General features: G+C 64.3%; 19 protein-coding genes and 1 pseudogene. 4 read left to right on the top strand and 16 right to left on the bottom strand.

The features are described 5' to 3' along the window. Window positions 1-9: 9 nt before the first annotated feature. The 5 genes from ACE10X_RS23515 to ACE10X_RS23535 form a co-directional block, all read right to left on the bottom strand. The gene (locus ACE10X_RS23515; RefSeq protein ID WP_375762952.1) at window positions 10-537 is read right to left on the bottom strand and encodes a copper chaperone PCu(A)C; all 528 of its coding nucleotides are present in this window, start codon (window positions 535-537) and stop codon (window positions 10-12) included. A 35-nt stretch (window positions 538-572) separates the two neighbouring features. Continuing rightward, a complete protein-coding gene (locus ACE10X_RS23520; protein ID WP_038385093.1) occupies window positions 573-1,070 on the bottom strand; it encodes a TlpA disulfide reductase family protein in 498 nt (165 codons plus the stop codon). Further along, window positions 1,067-2,293: a sialidase family protein gene (locus ACE10X_RS23525; protein ID WP_038385092.1), complete on the bottom strand. Its 1,227-nt coding sequence runs from the start codon at window positions 2,291-2,293 to the stop codon at window positions 1,067-1,069. Before ACE10X_RS23525 ends, ACE10X_RS23520 begins: the two co-directional genes overlap by 4 nt. A gap of 11 nt (window positions 2,294-2,304) precedes the next feature. Continuing rightward, window positions 2,305-4,713, bottom strand: coding sequence for a TonB-dependent receptor family protein (locus tag ACE10X_RS23530; RefSeq protein ID WP_375762953.1), 2,409 nt, complete (start codon window positions 4,711-4,713; stop codon window positions 2,305-2,307). 82 nt (window positions 4,714-4,795) lie between these two features. Next, the gene (locus tag ACE10X_RS23535) at window positions 4,796-5,167 is read right to left on the bottom strand and encodes a DUF2946 domain-containing protein (RefSeq protein WP_375762954.1); all 372 of its coding nucleotides are present in this window, start codon (window positions 5,165-5,167) and stop codon (window positions 4,796-4,798) included. 457 nt (window positions 5,168-5,624) lie between these two features. On the opposite strand from ACE10X_RS23535, the gene ACE10X_RS23540 reads away from it, so the two are divergent. The 4 genes from ACE10X_RS23540 to ACE10X_RS23555 all read left to right on the top strand — a co-directional run bounded on the left by ACE10X_RS23540 (window position 5,625) and on the right by ACE10X_RS23555 (window position 9,825). Next, entirely contained in the window at window positions 5,625-6,050 is a 426-nt protein-coding gene (locus tag ACE10X_RS23540; protein WP_038385089.1) for a globin, read from the top strand. Between the two features lie 88 nt (window positions 6,051-6,138). Beyond that, window positions 6,139-7,176 (top strand): sugar ABC transporter substrate-binding protein, encoded by a 1,038-nt coding sequence (locus ACE10X_RS23545; protein WP_038385088.1) that lies wholly within the window; start codon window positions 6,139-6,141, stop codon window positions 7,174-7,176. Window positions 7,177-7,185: 9 nt separating this feature from the next. Then, entirely contained in the window at window positions 7,186-8,688 is a 1,503-nt protein-coding gene (locus ACE10X_RS23550; RefSeq protein WP_038385087.1) for a sugar ABC transporter ATP-binding protein, read from the top strand. A gap of 102 nt (window positions 8,689-8,790) precedes the next feature. Next, window positions 8,791-9,825: an ABC transporter permease gene (locus tag ACE10X_RS23555; protein WP_038385101.1), complete on the top strand. Its 1,035-nt coding sequence runs from the start codon at window positions 8,791-8,793 to the stop codon at window positions 9,823-9,825. An 80-nt stretch (window positions 9,826-9,905) separates the two neighbouring features. Here ACE10X_RS23555 and ACE10X_RS23560 read toward each other — a convergent pair whose 3' ends face one another. The 11 genes and pseudogenes from ACE10X_RS23560 to nuoL form a co-directional block, all read right to left on the bottom strand. Further along, window positions 9,906-11,558 (bottom strand): IS66 family transposase, encoded by a 1,653-nt coding sequence (locus tag ACE10X_RS23560; RefSeq protein ID WP_038380666.1) that lies wholly within the window; start codon window positions 11,556-11,558, stop codon window positions 9,906-9,908. A 46-nt stretch (window positions 11,559-11,604) separates the two neighbouring features. Beyond that, window positions 11,605-11,952, bottom strand: coding sequence for an IS66 family insertion sequence element accessory protein TnpB (gene tnpB, locus ACE10X_RS23565; protein WP_018272694.1), 348 nt, complete (start codon window positions 11,950-11,952; stop codon window positions 11,605-11,607). Further along, on the bottom strand, window positions 11,949-12,350 hold the full coding sequence (locus tag ACE10X_RS23570) for a transposase (protein WP_038380667.1): 402 nt from the start codon (window positions 12,348-12,350) through the stop codon (window positions 11,949-11,951). The genes tnpB and ACE10X_RS23570 overlap by 4 nt, the downstream gene beginning before the upstream one ends. A 747-nt stretch (window positions 12,351-13,097) precedes the next feature. After that, window positions 13,098-13,910 (bottom strand): annotated as a pseudogene (gene mtnK, locus ACE10X_RS23575) (S-methyl-5-thioribose kinase); the annotation flags it as partial. Window positions 13,911-14,072: 162 nt separating this feature from the next. Further along, complete coding sequence (locus ACE10X_RS23580) at window positions 14,073-14,348, bottom strand: DUF1467 family protein (protein ID WP_028340120.1); 276 nt, start codon at window positions 14,346-14,348, stop codon at window positions 14,073-14,075. A 6-nt stretch (window positions 14,349-14,354) separates the two neighbouring features. Continuing rightward, window positions 14,355-14,759 carry a methylmalonyl-CoA epimerase gene (gene mce, locus ACE10X_RS23585; RefSeq protein ID WP_016841811.1) on the bottom strand — a complete coding sequence of 135 codons (405 nt, stop codon included), beginning with the start codon at window positions 14,757-14,759 and terminating at the stop codon, window positions 14,355-14,357. Between the two features lie 73 nt (window positions 14,760-14,832). Then, window positions 14,833-16,503: a ribonuclease J gene (locus tag ACE10X_RS23590; protein ID WP_038385085.1), complete on the bottom strand. Its 1,671-nt coding sequence runs from the start codon at window positions 16,501-16,503 to the stop codon at window positions 14,833-14,835. Next, window positions 16,503-17,309: a biotin--[acetyl-CoA-carboxylase] ligase gene (locus ACE10X_RS23595; RefSeq protein ID WP_038385100.1), complete on the bottom strand. Its 807-nt coding sequence runs from the start codon at window positions 17,307-17,309 to the stop codon at window positions 16,503-16,505. The genes ACE10X_RS23590 and ACE10X_RS23595 overlap by 1 nt, the downstream gene beginning before the upstream one ends. A 61-nt stretch (window positions 17,310-17,370) precedes the next feature. Further along, on the bottom strand, window positions 17,371-18,807 hold the full coding sequence (gene nuoN, locus ACE10X_RS23600; protein WP_028340123.1) for an NADH-quinone oxidoreductase subunit NuoN: 1,437 nt from the start codon (window positions 18,805-18,807) through the stop codon (window positions 17,371-17,373). A gap of 10 nt (window positions 18,808-18,817) precedes the next feature. Next, window positions 18,818-20,332 (bottom strand): NADH-quinone oxidoreductase subunit M, encoded by a 1,515-nt coding sequence (locus ACE10X_RS23605; RefSeq protein WP_038385084.1) that lies wholly within the window; start codon window positions 20,330-20,332, stop codon window positions 18,818-18,820. After that, complete coding sequence (gene nuoL / locus ACE10X_RS23610; protein ID WP_304555286.1) at window positions 20,333-22,405, bottom strand: NADH-quinone oxidoreductase subunit L; 2,073 nt, start codon at window positions 22,403-22,405, stop codon at window positions 20,333-20,335. It abuts the gene before it with no gap. Window positions 22,406-22,410 lie beyond the last annotated feature (5 nt).

Consider the following 22,410-nt stretch of genomic DNA (forward strand, 5'->3'; position numbering starts at 1 on the left):
ATGGCTCCCTCACATCTTCTTCATGTCCATGTGACCGGAATGGTCGCTATGGCCGGAACGATCGCCGCCGCCCGGCGCCTGCGCGCCGACGGCCTGCACGTCGAGCGAGACCGAGACCTTGCCGGCCTTCTCGAATTCGAGCGTGACCGGCACCTTGTCGCCCTGCTTCAGCGGATTCTTCAGGTCGAACATCATCAGGTGATAGCCGCCCGGCGCGAGCTTCACGGTTTTGCCGGGCTCGATGGTGAGGCCCTTGTCGAGCGCACGCATCTTCATCACGCCATTGTCCATCGACATCTCGTGGACTTCGATCTTGCCGGCAACATCGCCGGAGCCTGACACCAGCCGGTCGGGCGTCGTTCCCTTGTTCTCGATCGTCAGATAGCCGCCGCCGATCTTGGCGCCGTTCGGCGTTGCGCGCGTCCAGGCCTGCGTGATCACGAGGTCGCCGGCCTTAACGTCCTCGGCACGTGCGGACGTCGACACGAGTGCAGCGGTCAGCGCTGCGAGGGCAAGGATGCGGGGGAGCGTCTTCATGGCGACGGATTTCCTTTCAAGTTGGAATTCAAGTGTCATCGAGCTGCACCCGACTGGGCGCTGGACCATTTGTCCAGATCGGCAATTTCGGCCGATCCTTCGATCGTCGTGATCGTTCCATCGCGCGCAATCAGCATGGTTCGCGGGATATCGCCTTGCCAGGCCGGATCGATCTCAAATCTCAACCGCTCGGCAAAGCCGTCGTCGAAAATCCAGTTTTCGGCCGCGCCGAGGCCGGCGCGATCCAGCATCGATCGCGTCGCCTCCGGTAGGTTGGGAACCAGATCCGCGCTGATCGTGACGACATCGATTCCGGGATGATCCTTCATGAACTGGCCAAGCTGCGGTAGCTCGACCTTGCATGGTCCGCAGGTCACTCCCCAGAAGTGCACCAGGGTCGGATGACCGGCATGCGCATGCAGCAGCTTTTGCCAGCTGCCGCGTTCGAATGGCTTTGGCGCGCCCTCTCCCGCCGCCAACGCAGACGGCAGCGTTGCGAGCAGGACCAGCGCCGCGAACATATAACGCTTCATGGTTCGCCCTCGATCACTTGAAAATGGTAGCCGTCGGCCTTCGTCATCCACGACAGATAGGTCTGCCGGCTGTCCGAGACGAGCAGCGGATGGTCGGAACTGTCGGCGGTGTCCGCGATCACCGTTGGCTTCGACCATGTCGCTCCATCGTCGTGCGATGTCATGAGGTCGATTGTCGTCTTCTGCCCGTCGAATTCCTTCCAGGCCAGAACAAGCCCCTGTGGCCCCGCGATTATCTGCGGCCTGGATGGGCTGCGGTTCGGCTGACCGACCGGAAGTGGATCGGAGAAGGTTTTGCCGCGATCGCGCGATCGCGCATAGAACAATCCCTTGCGCGCCTTGCCGTTGGTGTACCACGTCACATGGTAGGTTCCTTCGGGCGATATGGTCAGGCTCGGACCGTGATGCGGACAGGCCGCGATCTGCCAGTCGTCACGGCTCACCCGGTGTATCTCGCCGGGCGTGGCCAGGTCAGAGAACGTCACGATCGCATGGTCGCGCACGCCGCCCTCGAAGATGTTCCGGAACACGATCACCGGGTGGCCCGCGCCATCGAACGCCAAAGCGAGGCGGCAGCATTCGCAGGTGTTGTCGGCGACGAGCCGCGCGTCGGAATAGGTTGCTCCGCCATCTCCCGAGGACGCGAAAAACAATCCGGCGCCGTCATACTTCTGGCCGCGCTGCTGCGCCGGCACGCGGTTGCGCTTGTCGAGCCACGCGGCAAACACCGCCCCCGCAGGATCGAAACCGATCGCTTCGAACCGTTGGCTCTCATTGCTCGCGGTGATCGGCTTCGGCGCATCGAAGCTGCGGCCGCCATCGGTCGATCGCGTGGTCAGCACCTGACCGTTGAAATTCTGATCGCGGAAGATCGAGAACGCCACAGCGATGTTGCCGTTGGCATCGATCGCAAGCTTCGGCCGCGCATCCGGTCCCCAATCGAGATTGAGCCGCTCCCGGGTGACCTGCACCGGTGTGGAAAAGCTCTTGCCCTGGTCTTTTGAGCTCGCGACGGAGATCTGGCCGCCGGCCATCCACGCCAGCCACAATGTCCCATCCCGCCCAAAGGCGGGCGTGACCTTGGTCGCGCAGCGCAGGTCCGTCTCTTCGCAGGCCGCTTCGGAGGCGTGCTGATGGCTCATCTGTGCGACAGCAAGGCTCGGCAAGGCCGCGAGCATGAGCGTTGCAAGCAGCGTCAGGGCGACCGGTTTGCGATAGGTCATCGATGCGCTCCTCATTTGAACGCAATCTTCATGCCCGCCACGAAGGCGCGCGGCGATCCGGCATAGATCGAGTTGGTCGAGTTCGCCAGTACGCTCGCGGGATTTTGAATGCCTGCCGCGGTCACCGAATTTGAGATGTTGTTCGCCGACGCCACGTAGGTCCGGTCGAAGACGTTCCTTACCTCGATGTACAGGTTCAGCGCCTTGAAATAATCCGAGACGAGATCGGTCTTGTAATGCAGGTTGAGATTGACCAGCTCATAGCCCGGCGCCTTCAAGAGGTTGGCGTTGTCCATGTAGAAGCTGTCCTTCCGCTGGACTTCGACGAACCCGCCAAGTCCCTGCAACGGACCCGACAACTGGTCGTAGCCCAACCGCGCTGTGAGCTCGTTCGGTGAAATGCCGGGGATCTTGTTGCCGGCGCGATTGAAGCTGAACACCGTGCCGTTCGTGATGTTCTCGATATATTCGGTGTAGACCTCGTCGAGATAGGTGTAGGCCGCCGAGAACCGCCAGCCCGGCAGGAATTTCCAGTCGGCGGCCAGCTCGACGCCGCGATGCTCCGATCGCGGCGCGTTGAACGTGTAGGAGATGCCCGCAAGCGGCGTGGCCTGGGAAACGAGCTCGTCCTTGAAGAACTCGTAGAAGCCGGTGACGCTGAGCTTGAGCGCGTTGTTCGGTGTCCAGTCGGCGCCGACGTCGTAGCCGAGATTCTTCTGCGTCCGCAGCTGGGTGTTATTGCCCGAGGCGCCACTCGGCAGGACGAACAAATTGCCGACCTGCGGCGTGCCATATCCGGTTGCGACGCGCCCGCGGAATTGCCAGTCACTGTTCAGCCGGTACAGCAATGCGAGCTCGGGCGCGGTATTCTGGAATTGCCGGTCCGCCGTCGTGATCGCCGTGGTGGTGGTTCCGGCCGCGCCGGCGTAGCTGTAGGCGGTGTTTCGGCCCGTCAGACTGGTGGCCTCCCAGCCAATGCCGGCAACGGCCGTCAGCGCAGACGTGAGCTTCAATTCCTCCCGTGCACGAACACCGTAATTCGTCGTCGTGCTGAGCAAATTGCTGGACAGGCTTCCGAGCGTCGCATTTCCGCCCGGCATCACATTGCGCGTATCGCTCGACGCGGTGAGCGTATTGTAGAAGCCTCCGAAATAGGTCGTCGAATCCAGCCCGAACACATCGCCGCGTCTGACGACGTCGCTCATGTAGTTGTAGGACGGGAAGTCGCCGATCGCGCTCGTCGATCCAGTCGGCTGATTGATGTTGCGGTCGTCGAAGACGAACTGGTTGCGCCAGGTGGTCTGGTTGTCGAAGTCGTGCTCCCAGCGGCCTCCGACGATGGTGCGGCGGTCGTCGCGCCCGAGGCCGGCCTGAACCGCGGTCTCCCTGTCGGTTCCTGCCGCCGCGTTGAAGCCGTTGTTGAACAACGTCACGGTGGCGCATCCCGGCGCGGCCGTCGCGCCGGTCGTGCAACCCTGCTGGAACGGGTTCTGGTAGAACTGGTTGAGCGAGGAGCGTATCGGCAGGCGCGTCGTCAGGTCGTTGTTGATCAGCTTCACCGTGAAGCGGTCGTCCGGCGTGACCTGCAGCGTACCGAGGAAATTGACGGTCTGGGTGTTGAACCAGCTATTGCCGATGTAGCCGTCGCCGCGCGCGTCGCTCGCGAACAGCGAGCCCTCGAAATTGCCGACCTTCTTGCCTGCGGCGAGATAATTGTTGAGGTAACCGAAGCTGCCACCGTCGACGCCATACTCGACACCGTCGATCGTGCCGCCCGGCCGGGTCCGGAAATTCAGCGCGCCGCCGGTCGCATAATTGCCGTAGAGCGCCGATGACGGCCCGCGGACCACGTCGATCGCGCCATAGGCACGCGGATCGATCAGGTCGCTGCGCGACAGCCCGTCCGGCTGGGTCACCGGGAAACCGTCGTCGAAGATGACGAGGTTGCGGATGCCGAAGCCGTTCCGCGCATTCGACCCGCGGATCGAGATGCCGAAATCACGCGGGCCGTTGCCCTGCTTGATCGAGATGCCCGGACCGTCCCGCAGCACATCGGCGACGGAGAACGCCGGTCGGTTGTCGAACTGGCTGCGGTCGATGGTGGTCTGCGTCTGGCCTGTGGGCGCCCGATTCAAACCGTCGCGGATCGCGGCAAGCGTCTCCCCCGGCCTCGCGCCGCCCGACGGGGCCGCCGTCACGGCCGGCGCTGTCGCCGGCTTCAGTGGCCGTCGGACGGATGCCGCACGAACGCGCGGCTTCGGCGCCGCCGGTTTGGCGCGCACCGCCGTCCGGGGCGCCTCGACGGTGACGGAGGGTAGCTCTGTGCTGGGCGCCTGTGCTTCGGCAGCGGACGGCAATGCGCAAAGCGTCGCGCCCAGCGCGAGCACGCTTGCCGCTTCCAGCGGACGATAGCGAAACATGGAAGAATCCTGACACCGGCGCTTCGGCCGGCTTGCTCAAGGGCACTTGCCGGCGCGGGACGCACCGGCAGCGACAAGGTCGTCAGGAAAACAGCGGCGGCGCGCGGGCTTGCACCGAGAGGCCGGCGCGCGAACGATCTAGCTCAGTGGCGAAATCAAGCCAGGCGATGCGGCTCGGGAGGCGCTCGACGGGCTGGGCCGCAACTTGCGGGCTATCAACCGGCGCACCGGTCTGCAGCACGCTGCAGGCCGAGCAGCAGCCGTCATGGGCGTCGTGACCGGTCTGGTCGCCCTGCCCGGCTCCGGAGCCGGCATCGCCGTGACAGATGGTGGCGGCCGCGAGCGGATCGGACGCGGCAAGGCTCGCCGCCCAGCAGGCCCCGATCGGTGCAAGAATCTGCACCAGCAGGGCAACCAGGACGATGGGCAGAAAATTCTTCAGCCGCCGGCGCATCGCAAATCCATCCGGGACGGAACTAACCACCATGGACGCCGGAAGTCGAGATCGCCGACGCGTCCCGTTCCTTCCAGCCGACGGAAATAGCCGAGCGTGGCACTTGCGTCACGGCGGCTCCGAAATCAGTCGTATCCCCTTACCCTGCAACGTGTTTTACATCTCCGGTCACAACCGCCAGTGGAGCCATCCCAATCATTTCGCAAATTGCTCGAAAATTGAACAATCGTTGCCGAAAATGATGACAAGCCTGGAAAGATAGTCTACCAATTCGGGCTCAGGCCAGCCGCGAGGTGTGTCCTGGTGGTCCAAGTCTCGGGAGGAGCCCGACGCGCACAAGCAGCGTCACCCCATCAATCAAGATCAAATCGAATTTTTGGGGCAAATAGGGTCGACACAATTTTTGGAGCAGGGCTTTCAGCCCTGCTCTTTTTTTATGTGATGATCGCAATCCGCTATGACTCCATCATTGAATCCGATTGAACGCAGCTTTGAACTCGCAGCCGCGCGTTGCGATGATCTGACACCGCTGGTCTATCGCCGCCTGTTTCGCGAACATCCCGAGACGCAGGCGATGTTTCGCACCGAAGGCAGCGAGCCTGTGAAAGGCTCGATGCTGCAGCTGACGATCGAAGCCATCCTCGATTTCGCGGGCGAGCGCCGCGGACATTTTCGCCTGATCGAGTCGGAAGTGTTCTCGCACGACGCCTACGGCACGCCGCGCGAACTGTTCGTGGCATTCTTCGCGGTGATCGCCGATACGCTGCGCGACATTCTCGGCGAGCAGTGGACTGCGGAGATCGATGCTGCGTGGCACAAGCTGCTCGGCGACATCGAAGCCATCGTGCTGCAGCAGAAACATCTCGTGGACGAGAGGCCGTAGCGTCACCGTTCCGATTGTGACACACTCGCTTTATCCGCGGCGCGTGCAACTGACGCCGACGGTCAGAAAAACGATGAGGGAGCAAGCAATGCCAGGGACCGACAAGGGGATGGACAAGGCGTCGACGACGCGGCGCGACCTTCTGCAGATGGCGGCGGCAGGTGGAACTGCAGCCGGCCTGTTCGGCGGAATGGGCATGACGACGTCCGCGCTCGCCGCCGAAATGGGACGCTCGGAAAAGCCGCTGAAGGCGGCGTTCTCCAACGCCGGGCTGCAGGCGACGTGGTGCGCACAGGGCAAGCAGGCCGCCGAGTTCTGGGGCAAGCTGTTCAATGTCGAGGTGACCTGGTTCGACGGCCAGCTCGATGCCGTCAAGCAGCGCGCCGCGATCGACAACATGGCGTCGCAGAAATGGGACTTCGTCGCGATCCAGGCGTTCGGTATCGGCACGCTGACCCAGCCGGTGCAGAAGATGATCGACGCCGGCACCCCCGTGATCGACATGGACACGCTTATTGCTCCTCTCGATCAAATTAACGTCCACTCGTTCCTCGCGCCCGACAACGAGTTCATGGGCGCCTCGGTGACCCAGGCGCTGTGCAACGCGATCGGCGGCAAGGGCAAGGTCATCATGACCCAGGGCGCGCTCGGCCACACCGGCGCGCAGGGCCGCGCCAAGGGCTTCAACTCGGTCATCAAGCAGTTCCCGAACATCGAGGTGCTGGATACCCAGCCCGCCGACTGGGACGTCTCCAAGACCGCCCGGCTCTGGGAAACCTATCTGACGAAGTATTCGCAGATCGACGCCGCCTTCTTCCACAATGACGACATGGCGCTCGCCGCCTACAACATCATGAAGGCGCGCAACCGCACCAACATCCTGATCGGCGGCGTCGACGCGATGCCGCCGGCGATCCAGGCGGTCAGCGAAGGCCGCATGTTCGCGACCGTCCGCAATCCGTCCTGCCGCATCCATGGCGGCGCGATCGTCGCGGGTGTCGCCGCCGTGGTCGGTGGCGAGAAGAGCGGCCAGGGCATTCCGAAGAACGTCGTGACCGACGGTCCCGTCGTGACCAAGGCCAACGCCGCCGGCATGCAATGGATGGAGGATCACTTCCTGATCTGAGCGGGCCTCATGACGCAGGGACGCTCGGCGATCCTCGAGTTGCACCAGATCACGAAGGCCTTCGGCGGCGTCGAAGCCCTTCGTGGGGTCGACTTCGCGCTGCACGCCGGCGAGATCCACGGTCTCGTCGGCGAGAACGGCGCCGGCAAAAGCACGCTGATGAAGATCATCGCCGGCGTGCACCCGGAGTTCTCCGGCCGCTTCATGCTGGACGGCAAGGAAACCCGCTTCCGCTCCACCCGCGACGCGCACGCCGCCGGCATCGGCATGGTGCATCAAGAGCTCAGCGTCGCACCTGATCTCACGGTCGCCGAGAACGTGTTCCTCGGCAACCAGCCGACCAACCGCCTCGGCTTCGTGCAGTGGGGGCGGATGGCGCGCGAGGCCGGCGAGCAGCTGGCACGGTTTGGCATCGACGTCGATCCGATGACGCGGCTCGGCGATTTGCCGATCGGCCTGCAGCAGCTGATCGAGATCGCCCGCGTGCTGTTCTCGGGCGCACGCATCATCATCCTGGACGAGCCGACCTCCGCCCTCTCCCCGCCCGAGGTCGAACGCCTCTTTGCGACGCTCCACAAGCTGCGCGACGAAGGCACCAGCATCGTCTTCATCTCGCATTTCATCGAGGACATTTTGCGGGTCTCCGACGTGGTGACGGTGTTCCGCAACGGGCGCAAGATCGCCGAGACGGCGTCCGCGGACACCACCAAGGGCGCGCTGATCGAGGCCATGATCGGCCGCGGCGGCGAGGCGCTGGAGCACAGCTACACCGATGACCTCATGCTCCCGCAACCGGGCGGCGGCGCGGCGGTGCTGAAGGTCGATCGGCTCTCGCTCCGCCGCAGCCTGCAGGACGTCTCGTTCGAAGCCCGCTCCGGGGAAGTGCTCGGCATCTACGGCTTCATGGGCTGCGGGCAATTGGAGCTGTCGCGCATCCTGTTCGGCAAGCTGCGGCCCGACGGCGGAGCGCTGATGGTCGACGGCGCCGCCAAGACCTTCCGCAGCACCGCAGCCGCGCGGCGGGCCGGCGTTGCGCTGGTGCCGGAAAGCCGCCGCGCCATGCTGTTCCACCAGGAGCCGGTCTACAAGAACATCTCGATCAGCATCCTCGAGCGGATCTCGGCGCTGCTGCTCAAGCCGGTGCGCGAGCGCGCCATCGCCCAGCGCCAGGTCGAGCAACTGCAGATCCGGCCGCCGGTGGTCGGCCTCGATCTCGGCATGCTGTCCGGCGGCAACCAGCAGAAGGTGGCGCTGGCGAAATGGCTCGCCTACCCGCCGCGGGTCCTGGTGCTGTGCGAGCCGACCCGCGGCATGGATGTCGGCGCCAAGAACGACGTGATCAACATCGTGCGCGATCTCCGCGCCAGGGGACTGGCGATCATCGTGCTGTCGACCGAGCCGGAGACGGTGCTGTCGCTGGCCGACCGGATCCTGGTGCTCAAGCGCGGCGCGGTGGTGCGCGAATTCGCGGGCGAAGCAGTCAGCAAGGACCGGCTGCTGGAGGCCGCCTAGAGCATGATCCGGAAAAGTGCGAAGCGGTTTTCCGATGAGGTCATGCTCAAACAAACAGAGAAAGTGCGATGACCACCTCATCGTGCTTGATGGAGAGACATGATGGCAAGCAGTGACGGCGCGACGGCGCGAGCGGATCACCAGCGGTCGCGCGGACTGGCGCCGTTCCTGCGCTCGCAGATGCGCAACATCGCGCCGTTCCTGACGCTGATCTTCCTCAGTGCGTTCTTCGCGATCGCGAGCCCATCGTTCGCGACCATCGACAATGTCGGCAACATCCTGACCCAGGTGTCGGTCACCGGCATCATCGCCGTCGGCCTCACCTTCGTGATCCTGTGCGCCGAGATCGACCTATCGATCGCCAGCATCGCCAACGTCACCGGCATTGCCGTGGCGTACTTCACGTTGCAGGAATCCTACGTCAACATCGCCAATGTCCCGATGCCGGGCATCGTCGCGATCCTGCTGGCGCTGGCGCTGTGCGCGCTGCTCGGCCTCGTCAACGCGCTGGGGCTGACCATGATCGGCATCCCCTCCTTCATCATGACGCTCGCCATGATGCAGATCGCGGCCGGCGTCTCGGCACTGCTGGTGCGCGGCCAGATCGCCTACAAGGTGCCGGACCTGATCACGACGCTCGGCTCCGGCTCGATCGGCGGCATCCCCTGGATCGTGATCGTCGCCGCAGTGATGCTGCTCGGCGGCCATCTGGTGCTGACCTACACGCGGTTCGGCCGCTACGTCTACATGGTCGGCGGTAACCGCGAGGCCGCGGAATTTGCCGGCCTCAACGTCAAGCTCATCCTCGGCAGCGTGATGGTGATCTCGGCGGTCTGCTCGGGGATCGGCGGCATGCTCGGCGTCGCCCATTTCGGCAGCGCCCAGCAGAACGAGTTCGATACTTATCTGCTGGATTCGATCGCGGCCGTGGTGGTCGGCGGCACCAGCCTGTTCGGCGGCCGCGGCGGCATCGGCAACACCATCGTCGGGCTGTTCGTGCTCGGCGTGCTCAACAACGGCCTCGACCACGTCAATATCGACAGCTTCCTGAAGATCCTGATCCGCGGCCTGATCCTGCTCGCGGCGCTCATCATCAACGTCTACGCGCAGCGGCTGCGGGAGCAAGCGGCGGATTGAGAAGTACGCATACGACGAAGACCGCCTGATTGATGCATGCGCGCGGGCACGGCGAGCTCTATGATTGTGTTGCGTGAAGATCAGGCGGCCTGCTGATCGGCAGGCTTGTCGCCTTGGCGCAGGAGCTTCCATTCCCAGGGTAGCAGTTCGTGCAGACGCGAAGCGGGAAGATCGGCGATACGGGCGAGGACGTCGGCGAGCCAGGCCTTGGGATCGACGTCGTTGAGACGACAGGTCGTGATCATCGTCAGCATGATAGCGGCACGGTCGGCACCACGCTGGCTGCCGGCGAAGGTCCAGTTGCGCCTTCCCAGGGCGATGCCTCTCAATGCGCGCTCAGCGCAATTGTTGGTCAAGCAGATCCTGCCATCGTCGAGGAAGCGGGCGAAGTTGTCCCAGCGCCTGAGCATGTAATTCATCGGCTTCAGGACCTCGGACGAGCGAGAGAGGGTTTCGCGCTCACGCAACAACCAGGCGTGCATGTCCCCGAGGAGCGGCTTGCTCTTTTCCTGGCGCACGGCGTGCCGCTCTTCGGCGCCGCAGCCGTTAATGGCGCGCTCGATCTCGAACAACACATCCAGGCGCCTGACCGCCTCCAGCGCGATCGGAGAGACCGGTTTACCTCTCTTGCCTTCCCGGGCATTCTTCTCGATGTCAGCCAGCTCGAAGAAGCCCCGCCGCGCATGGGCGAAGCAAAACGCCGGCGTAATCGGCAGCACCTTCTTTTGCGGGTCGAACAGCGGCTCGAAGCCGTTGTAGCAATCGGCTTGCAGGATACCGGCGAAGGCGGCCAGATGCTTCTGGGGATGCTCGCCTCGTCGGTCGCTCGAGGCGTAATAGACCGCCGCCGGCGGCGCAGGCCCGGCAAAGGGCCGGTCATCCCGCACATAAGTCCAGATCCGCCCGGTCGTGCACTTGCCCTTCGCCAGGATACGGATGGTGGTGTCATCGCCATGAAGGCGCTCGGCAGCGAGCACATGGCGTTCGATCAAGTGGAAGAGCGGCATGACGGCGAAGGTCCCGTGGCCGACCTGGTCGGCCAGCGTCGACAGCGGCAAATCAATCCTCTCGGCCTTGAAGCGCGCACTCTGGCGGTTGAGCGGGATATGCATGCCGAACTTGTCGAACAGGATCGTCGCCAGCAATTGTGGGCCGATGAAGCCGCGCGGCGTGGCATGGAACGGCGCAGGCGGCTGGCTGATCTTCTCGCAATCGCGGCAGGTGAACTTCTCGCGCACTGTCTCGATGACCTTGAAGCGACGCGGGATCTCCTCCAGCGTCTTGGTCACATCCTCGCCGATCTTCGCCAGCCGCGATCCGCCGCAGCAGGCGCAGCTCGTCGGAGCGTCAATGACGACGCGCTCGTGTTCGATGTCGTCCGGCCAGGGCTTGCGCACCGGCCGCTTGCGCGTGAAGGGGCGGACGTTCTGAGTCTTCGCCGCTGCGGCCTGCGCCGCAAGCTCATCCTCGCTCGCCGTGGTGACGAGGTCTTCGAGCTCCAGTTCCAACTGCTCGAGCAGCCGCGCCGTGCGCTCGGAGCGCTGCCCGTACAGTTCGCGTTTGAGCTTCTCGATCCGCAGCTCGAGATGCGCGACCAGCGCCTCGTTGTCCGACAGCTCCGCCTGCGCGCTGGCAGCCACCGCCTCAGCTCGCAACCGCGCCTCACGCTCGGCCTGCAGCGCCGCCAGGGCACTCGCAAGGTCCGATGGAAGATCGTCCGGCTTCGATGTCATGAAGCCATTGAATCAGATCAAGCAGAAGATTCAAACTGTAAAACGGCTATCCGACCCGCGTCGGACGCTGGGTTTCTTGAGGGTTGCGCCAATCGATCCCGGACAACAGATAGCTCAACTGCGCCGGAGAGATCGTTACCGATTCACCGGCAACCGATGGCCAGATGAACTTTCCTCTCTCGAGTCTTTTGGTAAACAGGCATGCTCCCTGGCCATCGTGCCAGATCACTTTCACAAGATCGCTGCGCCGACCGCGGAAGACGAACAGATGACCGCTGAGCGGGTCTTTGCGCAGCACCTCCTGCACTTGAAGTGCCAACGACGGAAAGCCTCTGCGCATATCCGTGTAGCCTGTCGCGAGCCACACTCGCACGCCGCTCGGAACCGGAATCATCGGCGCACCAGGGCATCGAGAACTCGTCGCAGCGCGTCTCCATCAACGTCACCATCGACCCGGATTCGGTGTCCGCTACCGAGATCAATCTCGATGATGCCCTGGCTCCTCCGTCGACGCGCCGGCGCCGTCGTCAATGGCGCTTCGGCCACATCCCGCGGCGGCACAGACGGCCCAATCTCGACCGGCACTAACGGCGCTACACTCGTTTCACCGTGCTTGCAAAGCTCTTTGCGCCACCTGAACAGCTGGCTCACATGAAGGCCGGCCATGCGAGCCACCTCCGAAACGGTGGCTCCGGGCTCGAGCGATGCTGCAACTAGCCGTTCCTTCTCATCCTGCGACCACCGACGCCGCCGCTCGACCGATGTGATCACCTCTGCCCGCGAAATCGTCATAGCGCTTCTCCTAGGATTACCCCTAGGACCTGCAGCGCTCGCGTCCGTCAAACAAGGCGGCCCTCAACGGAGGGATACATTGAGAACGATGGAGGTGAGTACACAGCTCTCTCCATTCGTCGTCCCTGCGAAAGCAGGGACCCATACTCCGCGGCGGATGTGGTGAACGGGACTCGTCGTTCCGCGATCGCACAACAATGACCATCTGTGGTTATGGGTCCCTGCTTTCGCAGGGACGACAGCGAATGTGCGGCTCGGTTCGTGAGTCATACTTCGGTGTTCTCGCGACATGAATTGCCCGAGCTTTGCTGTTCGTTTCACCCTCTGAAAGCAGAGGGCGCAGGGAAAGCCGGGTGCCGATCGCACCCATGGGCCCCGTGCAAAAGGTAGAAAGCACAGGGGTAGGACCACAGGTGTAACCGGAAACAACCCGGCTTTCCCTGCGCGATGGGTTACGGCTTACTTCGTGCTCTCCCCGGCGAGACTGGGCTTGCTTGTCACCGTCTTCGCAACGCGCACCGCGCAATCGGAAAAGACACCTGCCGCTAGGGCGTCGGGACCACACGACTTCACCGTCCGCGTCATGCGCGTTCGTCAACTGCGCACTCCGCGTCCACCGCATCTCGACCCACGTTCGTGACGACCGCGAAGCGCCCCTCGATCGGGTGAGACGGAGGAATTAAACATCTGAGTTGGGGTCCACGTCAAGATAAAATTCGGAAAATACGAATATTTCCACCGCCCCCGCTACCTGGCGAAATCCGGCTGCCAGTGGCGCAGCTCGCGCGCGGCGTAGGTGACTGCGCCTATTGTCGTGAAGGATGCTGCCTCCAGCATCATGTTGCGGGCGAGCTTGAGGGCCCGCGCCTCGCAGATCGCGCGCTGCTTCTCATCCGCGATCCACTCGAAATCGATGTTGTGCGCGAGACCAAGGATGCGCCGGACGGTCTTGGCCGCGGCGAAGCTGACGGTGTCCTGGAACAATCGCGCCATATAAGCCTGCCGTTCCGCCTCCAGCCGCGCCGCGCCCGCCTCGCCCGCGAACAGCGACACCGGATAGCCGTCGCCATCAGCCTCGCTGCGCCACAGCGCGAGAAATCTTCGCGAGAACCCGGCCCAGACGCCCTCGATGGTCTCGAGCAGCCACGCCTCGAAAGAGGCACGGTCGCCCGGCGCGCGCTCGTGGCCGGCGGAGGCGAGATAGGCCATCAGCAGATTACCGATCACCGCGCCGATGTCGAAGCCCATCGGGCCGTAGAAGGCGAATTCGGGATCGATCACCTTGGTTTCGCTCTCGGTGACCATGATCGAGCCGGTGTGCAGGTCGCCATGCAGCAGCGCTTCCGGGCTCGCCATGAATTTCAGCTTCAGCCTGCTGATCGCGACATGCAGGTCGAGATCCTCGCGGAATGCCGCGGCCGTGGCGTCGAGATACGGCGCGGTCCAGCGGTTCTGCTCGGCTGTGCGGTAGGGATCGGTGAAGATCAGATCCTCGGTGATCTTGCAGAGCGCATGGTTGCCGGCGAAATCGGCGATGCCCTGCTTCTTCTCCGCCGCCGCCGCATTGCCAGGGCGAGGTTGATCCCCGCTCCATTGGCATCAGTTTCTAAAACAGCATCCCCATCGGTACGTAGCCCGGGTGAGCGAAGCGATACCCGGGAAAGTGATCCCGCATGTCGCTTCGCTCATGCGGGCTACTTCTGATCCGACGAAAACTGCGTATCAGAACGGCATCCCCATCAGTTTCGACAGCCGCTCGATCGAGAGATAGCCGGAATGATAGGCCCACATCGCGATCGCGAAGATCACGGCCGAGATCAACGTGGTCCACAACAGCTTGCGGCCCATCCGCGCCAGGATCGGGGCGCCGGGATCGGTGCCGGGCGCGCCGACGCCGTCCTCATGCTGGCTACGTATGCCGAACGGCAGCGTCAGGAACAGCACGAGCCACCAAAGCACGAAATAGATCGCTAGCCCTGTGGAGATCTGGTACGCCATATGGCCTCAGGCCTGTTCGATCTCGACCAACGCGCCGGAAAAGTCCTTCGGGTGGAAGAACAGCACCGGCTTGCCGTGCGCGCCGATCTTCGGCTGGCCATCGCCCAGCACCCGCGCGCCCTCGGCTATCATGCGGTCACGGGCCGCGATGATGTCGGGCACGTCGTAGCAGACATGGTGGATGCCGCCGTCGGCATTGCGCTCGACGAATTTCGCGATCGGCGAGGCTTCGCCCAGCGGCTCGATGAACTCGATCTTGGTGTTCGGCAGCGTCACGAACACGGTGATGACGCCGTGCTCCGGCAGCGGCACCGCATCGGAAATCTCGGCATTGAAGGCAGTGCCGTAAATCTTCGCGGCCTGCTTGGCGTCCTTGACCGCGATCGCGACGTGATTGAGCCGGCCCAGCATCTCTCTCTCTCCCTTTAGTTGAGCATGATCTTTTCGGAAAACCGCTTCGCACTTTTCCGGATCATGCTTAGGCTCAAACCGTCAGAACGTGCACGACGCAGATCGGCTTCTTGCCCCATTGCTCGTTCAGCGCCGCCCGCACCGCGCGCCGCACCGATTCCCCCAGCGCGTCCGGATCGCGCCGCCGCGGCTTCGGCAGGCCCTCGATCGTCGATACCACCACATCGAACACGATGTCGTCGAGCAGTTCGCCCGCCGCATTGTTCTCCGGCATGCCGACCAGATCAACCTCGGGATCGTCGACGAGCTCGCCCTGCTCGGTCATGGCGATGGCGACGAAGGCGCAGCCGGCAAAGCCCATCCGCCGCCGCTCCACCACGGCACGCGACTTGGCGTCCTCCAGAATGGTTCCGTCCTTGTAGAGCCGGCCCGCCGGCACCTCGCCGATGATGCCGGGCTCGCCGGGCCCGAGCTTGACCAAGTCGCCGTTGCGGCAGGTCAGGACCTTGGGCACGCCGGCGGCGCGCGCCAGCTTGGCGTGTTCGGCCAGATGCAGCGCCTCGCCATGGACCGGGATCAAGAGCTGCGGCCGCACCCAGGAGATCATGTCGCGCAGCTCGTCGCGGCGCGGGTGGCCGGAGACGTGGACCAGGTGCTCGCGGTCGGTGATGATCTCGACGCCCTGCATGACCAGGTTGTTGATGATGGAGCCGACCGCCTTCTCGTTGCCGGGAATGGTGCGGGAGGAGAAGATCACGGTGTCGCCCTTGTTCAGGGTGACTTGCGGATGGTCGTCATTGGCGATCCGCGCCAGCGCTGCGCGCGGCTCGCCCTGGCTGCCGGTGCACAGCGCCAGCACCTTGTCGGCCGGGAAATGGCCGTAATAGTCGGCGCTGCGGAATTTATGCGAGCCGTCGAGATAGCCGCATTCGCGCGCCACCTGCACCACGCGCTCCATGGCGCGGCCGACCACGACCACCTCGCGGTCGGCGGCGTTCGCGGCGTCCGCCACCGCCCGCACCCGGGCGACGTTGGAGGCGAAGGTGGTGACCGCGACCCGGCCCTTGGCCGCCTTGACCAGCTTCTTGATCGTGGCGGCAACCTCTGTCTCCGACGGCGAGCGCCCGTCGCGCACCGCATTGGTGGAGTCGCCGACCAGCGCCAGTACGCCTTCATCGCCGAGCTCGCGCAGCCGCCGCTCGTCGGTCGGCTGGCCGATGATCGGGGTCGGATCGATCTTCCAGTCACCGGTATGCAGCACGGTGCCGACATCGGTCTTGATCGCCAGCGCGTGCGATTCCGGAATCGAATGCGCGACCGGGATGAACTCGACATTGAACGGACCGATATCAACCCGCCCGCCCGACGGAATCACCGCGACCGGGATTTTTGGCGGGTTACGCTCGGCGGCGCATTTGGCCTCGAACAGCGCCGCGCTGAATTGCGTCGCGTAGATCTTGCAGCCGAGCTTCGGCCAGAGATCGATGATGGCGCCGAAATGATCCTCATGGGCGTGCGTCAGCACGAGGCCCATCAGATTGTTGCGCTCCTTCTCGAGGAAGCGGACGTCGGGCATGATCAGGTCGATGCCCGGCAGATGCTCCTCGTCGCCAAAGGAGACGCCGAGATCGACCGCGAGGAAGGAGCGCTGGTGGCGGTTGCCGAGGCCGTAGATCGACAGGTTCATGCCGATCTCGCCGACGCCGCCGAGCGGCGCAAAGGTGAGCTCCTCGGGACGCGCCATCAGTTCACCCTCACCGAGGCTGCGGAGCCGAAATAGACCTCGCCCGCCGTCACGGGCAGGCGCTCGCCATCAGCGGCGCGGACGATCAGGCAGCCGGTATCATCGATGGTGTCAAACGTGCCCTCAAGGGTCGCCGATCCGGTATGGACCGCGACCTTCTCGCCGAGCCCGGCCGCGCGCTCCAGCCACAGCCTGCGGATCTCGGGGAAGCCGCGGCCGTCGTCCCAGATGCCGCGAAACTCGACCCAGGCGTCCGACAGCGCGGCAAACAGCTCCTCCGCCCCGATCTGGATGCCGAGCGCCGCGAGCGATACGGCCGGCGTCGGCGTCCCCTCGGGTGCTGCGACGACATTGGTGCCGATGCCGACGACGACCGCCAGCCGGCTCCCGATGGCCTCGGCCTCCAGCAGGATGCCCGAGAGCTTCTTGCCGTTGGCCAGCACGTCGTTCGGCCATTTCAGGGTGAACTTCGGGCTGTCCGGCCCGAGCCGCAGCGCCGCCTCGATGCTGACCTTCCGCAGCGCGGCTTCGAGCGACAGCCCGGCGGCAAAGCCGAGGGTGGCGGCGACTGCCGGCTGGACGTCCGTCACCTCGAGGATCGTGCTGGCGAGATTGCCGCGCGGCGCGACCCAGACCCGCTGCCGCCGCCCGCGGCCCGCGGTCTGTTCCGGCGTCACGAACCACATCGGCCCCTGCTCGCCGTCGCGGGCGCGCAGCATCGCCTCGGCATTGGTCGAGCCGATCTGATCGAAGGCGGCGAGCCGGTAGCCCGCCGCTATGGCCCGGGGCCCGAGCGTGAAGGTCATGTCAGCGTTATGCGCATGATTGGTTCCGAAAGCCAGCATCCCGATTTCGGAACCGCACGCGTCAAAATAGTGATTTGGCCGCCGCCGTGGCCACGCTCACCAGCGGACCCGGATAGGCGAAGAAGAAGATGTTGAAGATGCCGGCGACCGCCAGCACGGTGCGCAGCTCGACGCGGACCGGGTCGAGCTTGCCGAGCGGCTGGTCGAAATACATCACCTTGACGATCGACAGATAGTAGAACGCGCCCACCACGCTGGTCAGCACGCCGATCACGGCGAGCGTGAACAGATTGGCCTTGATCGCGGCGACGAACACGTACCACTTGCCGAAGAACCCGGCGAGCGGCGGCACGCCGGCCAGCGAGAACAGCAGCATCGCGAAGATGAAGGCGAGCAGCGGATTGGTGCGGGATAGGCCGGCGAAATCGCTGATCTGCTCCAGCGCCTGGCCGTTCCGCTTCATCGCCAGGATGATGCTGAACGAGCCGAGCGTCATCGCGACATAGATCGCGATGTAGATCAGGACGCCCTGCGCGCCCTCGACCGTGCCGGAGGCGAGGCCGACCAGCGCAAAGCCCATATGGCCGATCGAGGAATAGGCCATCAGGCGCTTGATGTTGGTCTGGCCGATCGCGGCGAACGAGCCCAGCGCCATCGAGGCGATTGCCACGAATACCAGGATCTGCTGCCACTGGGTGACGATGCCCGGGAACGCGGTCAGCGTCGCGCGGGTGAACACCGCGAGCGCGGCGACCTTCGGGGCGGACGCGAAGAACGCCGTCACCGGCGTCGGCGCGCCCTCATAGACGTCCGGCGTCCACATGTGGAACGGCACTGCCGAGACCTTGAAGCAGAGGCCGGCGAGCAGGAACACCAGGCCGAACACGATGCCGATGCTGCCGGTGGTTGCCGCCGCGGCGATGCCCGCGAAGCTGACCGTGCCGGTGAAGCCGTAGATCAGCGAGGCGCCGTAGAGCAGCATGCCCGACGACAGCGCGCCGAGCACGAAATACTTCAGGCCCGCCTCGCTCGACTTGGCGTTGTCGCGCTGGCTGGCGGCGACAACATAGAGCGCAAGGCTCATGAGCTCGAGACCGAGATAGAGCGAGATCAAATCGCCGGCCGAGATCAGCACCATCATGCCGAGCGTCGACAGCAGCACCAGGATCGAGAACTCGAAGTTGCGGCTCGACGGCTGGGACAGGTACTCGGTCGACAGGATCAGGGTCGCCGCCGAGGCGATCAGCGCGAGGACCTTCAGGAAGCGGGCGAAGTCGTCGACGATGAAGCTGCCGCCGAAGGTCACGAGCTTGCCGGCCGGCAGCCAGAGCTCCAGCACGCCGGTCAGCACCAGGAGACAGATCGCCAGCGCCGTGACGAGCCGCGTCGTCCCCTGCCCGCGATAGGCTCCGATCATCAACAGCACCATGGCGCCGACCGCGAGCACCAGCTCCGGCAGCACCGGCTGCAACTGATAACCTGCACTGGAAAAGCTCATGACGAGGGCCTTACTGGACGGTCAGCGCGGCTGCCTTCACGGCAGTCACGGCGGTTTGGTAATTGTTGACGAGCTGCTGGACCGAGGCGGCCGACATGTCGAGCACCGGCTTCGGGTAGACGCCGAACAGGATGGTCAGCGCGATCAGCGGGAACAGCGTCACGCATTCGCGGAATGTGAGATCCTTGATCGACATCAGCGACGGCTTGACCAGCGCGCCGAACACCACCTTGCGGTAGAGCCAGAGCGCGTAGCAGGCCGACAGGATCACGCCCGTGGTGGCGAAGAACGCCGTCGGCAGCGAGATCTTGAAGGTGCCGAGCAGCGTCATGAACTCTCCGACGAATCCGCTCGTGCCCGGCAGACCGACATTGGCCATGGTGAAGACCATGAAGGTCAGCGCATAGAGCGGCATCCGGTTGACGAGGCCGCCATAGGCCGCGATCTCGCGGGTGTGCATGCGGTCGTAGACCACGCCGACGCAGAGGAACAGCGCGCCGGAGACGATGCCGTGCGAGACCATCTGGAACATGCCGCCGGCGACGCCCTGCGTCGTCACCGCGAAGATGCCCATGGTGACGAAGCCCATATGCGCGACCGACGAATATGCAATCAGCTTCTTCATGTCCTCCTGCATCATCGCCACCAGCGAGGTGTAGATGATGGCGATGACGGACAGCACGAACACGAACGGCGCGAAGTCGTGCGAGGCCAGCGGGAACATCGGCAGCGAGAAGCGCAGGAAGCCGTAGCCGCCCATCTTCAGCAGGATCGCGGCCAGGATCACCGAGCCCGCCGTCGGCGCCTCGACGTGCGCATCGGGCAGCCAGGTGTGCACCGGCCACATCGGCATCTTCACCGCGAACGAGGCGAAGAAGGCCAGCCACGCCCAGGTCTGCAACGACCGCGGCACCGCGGTGTGCATCAGGGTCGGGATGTCGGTGGTGCCGGCGTTCCAGTACAGCGCCATGATGGCGAGCAGCATCAGGACCGAGCCAAGGAAGGTGTAGAGGAAGAACTTGAACGACGCATAGACCCGGCGCGGGCCGCCCCAGACGCCGATGATCAGGAACATCGGGATCAGGCCGCCCTCGAAGAACAGGTAGAACAGCACGAGGTCGAGCGCCGAAAAGGTGCCGACCATCAGCGTTTCCAGGATCAGGAACGCCATCATGTATTCGCCGACGCGCTGCGTCACCGACTTCCAGCTCGCGATGATGCAGAGCGGCATGATCGCGGTGGTCAGGATGATCAGCGGCAGCGAGATGCCGTCGACGCCCATGTGATAGGTGATGCCGGTGGCGAGCCAGGACGCCTTCTCGACGAACTGGAAGTCGGTCGAGGCCGAATCGAAGCGCACCACGAGGATCAGCGAGATCGCGAAGGTAATCAGCGTGGTCCACAGCGCGATCCAGCGCGCCGTGCGGCTCGCGGTCTCGTCACCGCCCCGCGCCAGCAGATAGACCAGGATCGCACCGACCGCCGGCAGGAAGGTCGTGACCGAAAGGATGGGCCAGGTTGTCATTTACTGGCCTCCCAAGCCGAACATGAACCAGGTGATCAATCCGGCAGCCCCGATCAGCATCGCGAATGCGTAGTGATAGAGGTAGCCGGTCTGCAATTTCACGACGTTGCGGGTGACGTCGAGCACGCGGGCGGAGACGCCATCCGGACCGAAGCCGTCGATGATGAAGCCGTCGCCCTTCTTCCACAGCGTGTAGCCGAGCCACTTCGCCGGGCGCACGAAGATCCAGTCGTACAGCTCGTCGAAGTACCATTTGTTGAGCAGGAACTGGTACAGCATCGGCTGCTGCTGCGCGAGCTCGACCGGCAGATACGGCCTGCGGATGTAGAACAGATACGAGATGAACAGGCCGAGCGCCATCATCACGGTGGGCAGCGGCGCGAGCCAGCCCGGCATGTGCTCCATGTCCTCGAGGATGTGCGGGTTCATCTTCACGGACTCGCGGAAGAACTCTTCCACGCCGTGATGGCCGACGAACAGCTCCTTGAACGGCAGGCCGGCGAGGATCGAGCCGGCGGCGAGCACGCCGATCGGCACCAGCATCCACACCGGGCTCTCATGCGCCGCCTCGTAGTGCTTCTGGTCGTGCGGCTCGCCGAAGAACGTCTTGAAGATCAGACGCCAGGAGTAGAACGAGGTCAGGCCGGCGGCCACGATGGTCAAGAGATAGGCGTAGGTCGCGAACGGGTTATGCGCCGCATAGGCCGCCTCGATGATCGCGTCCTTGGAGAAGTAGCCGGCGAACAACGGGAATCCGGTCAGCGCCAGGGTGCCGATGCACATCACCGCGAAGGTGTACGGGATCTTGCGCCACAGCCCGCCCATGTTGCGGATGTCCTGCTCGTGATGCATCGCGTAGATCACCGAGCCGGAGCCCAGGAACAGCAGCGCCTTGAAGAAGGCGTGCGTGAACAGGTGGAACATGCCGACCGAATAGGCCCCCGCTCCCATCGCCACAAACATGTAGCCGAGCTGCGAACAGGTTGAGTACGCGACGATGCGCTTGATGTCGTTCTGCACGAGGCCGATCGTGGCGGCGAAGAACGCTGTGGTCGCGCCGAAGAACATCACCACCGCCTGCGCGGTCGGCGACAGCTCGAACAGCGGCGACAGCCGCGCCACCATGAAGACGCCGGCGGTGACCATGGTCGCGGCATGGATCAGCGCCGACACCGGGGTCGGACCTTCCATCGCGTCCGGCAACCAGGTGTGCAGCAGGAACTGGGCCGACTTGCCCATCGCGCCCATGAACAGCAATAGGCAGGTCAAGGTCAGCGCGTCGACCTGCCAGCCGAAGAAGTTGATGGCCTTGCCGGTCAGCCCGGGCGCGGCGTGGAAGATGGTCTCGAAATCAGTCGAGCCGACCAGCGCGAAGATCGCGAAGATGCCGAGCGCGAAGCCGAAGTCGCCGACGCGGTTGACCACGAAGGCCTTGATCGCCGCGGCATTGGCCGACGGCTTCTGGTACCAGAAGCCGATCAGGAGGTAGCTCGCGAGGCCGACGCCCTCCCAGCCGAAGAACAGCTGCACGAGGTTGTCTGACGTCACCAGCATCAGCATCGCGAAGGTGAACAGCGAGAGATAGCCGAAGAAGCGCGGCCGGTTCGGATCCTCGTCCATGTAGCCGATGGAGTAGAGGTGGACGAGCGCCGATACCGTGTTGACCACGACCAGCATCACGGCGGTCAGGGTGTCGACCCGCAGTGTCCAGGCCACCTGCAGGTCGCCCGAGGTGATCCAGGGCAGCAGCACGACGCGCGCGTCATGGTGCATGAAACCGACATCGACCAGCGTGAACCAGGACAGCGCCGCCGAGACGAACAGCAGGCCGGTGGTGATCAGCTCGGCGAGGCGCGAGCCGGCGGCCGCCGGCTCGGAGACATGGTGATCGTCATGGCCATGGTCATCATGGCCGTGATCGTCATGGGCCGCGGAGGTATGGGCATCCCCATGCGCATCGTCGTGATGGTCGACGGTATCGCCGCTCGGGCAGCGCGCATGGGCACCGACCAGCGAGATGATGCCTGCGAGGATGGCGCCCAGCAGAGGCAGGAATACGATTGCCTGAACCATAACTG

The organism is Bradyrhizobium sp. Pha-3 (assembly GCF_042258325.1).
GTDB lineage: Bacteria > Pseudomonadota > Alphaproteobacteria > Rhizobiales > Xanthobacteraceae > Bradyrhizobium > Bradyrhizobium elkanii.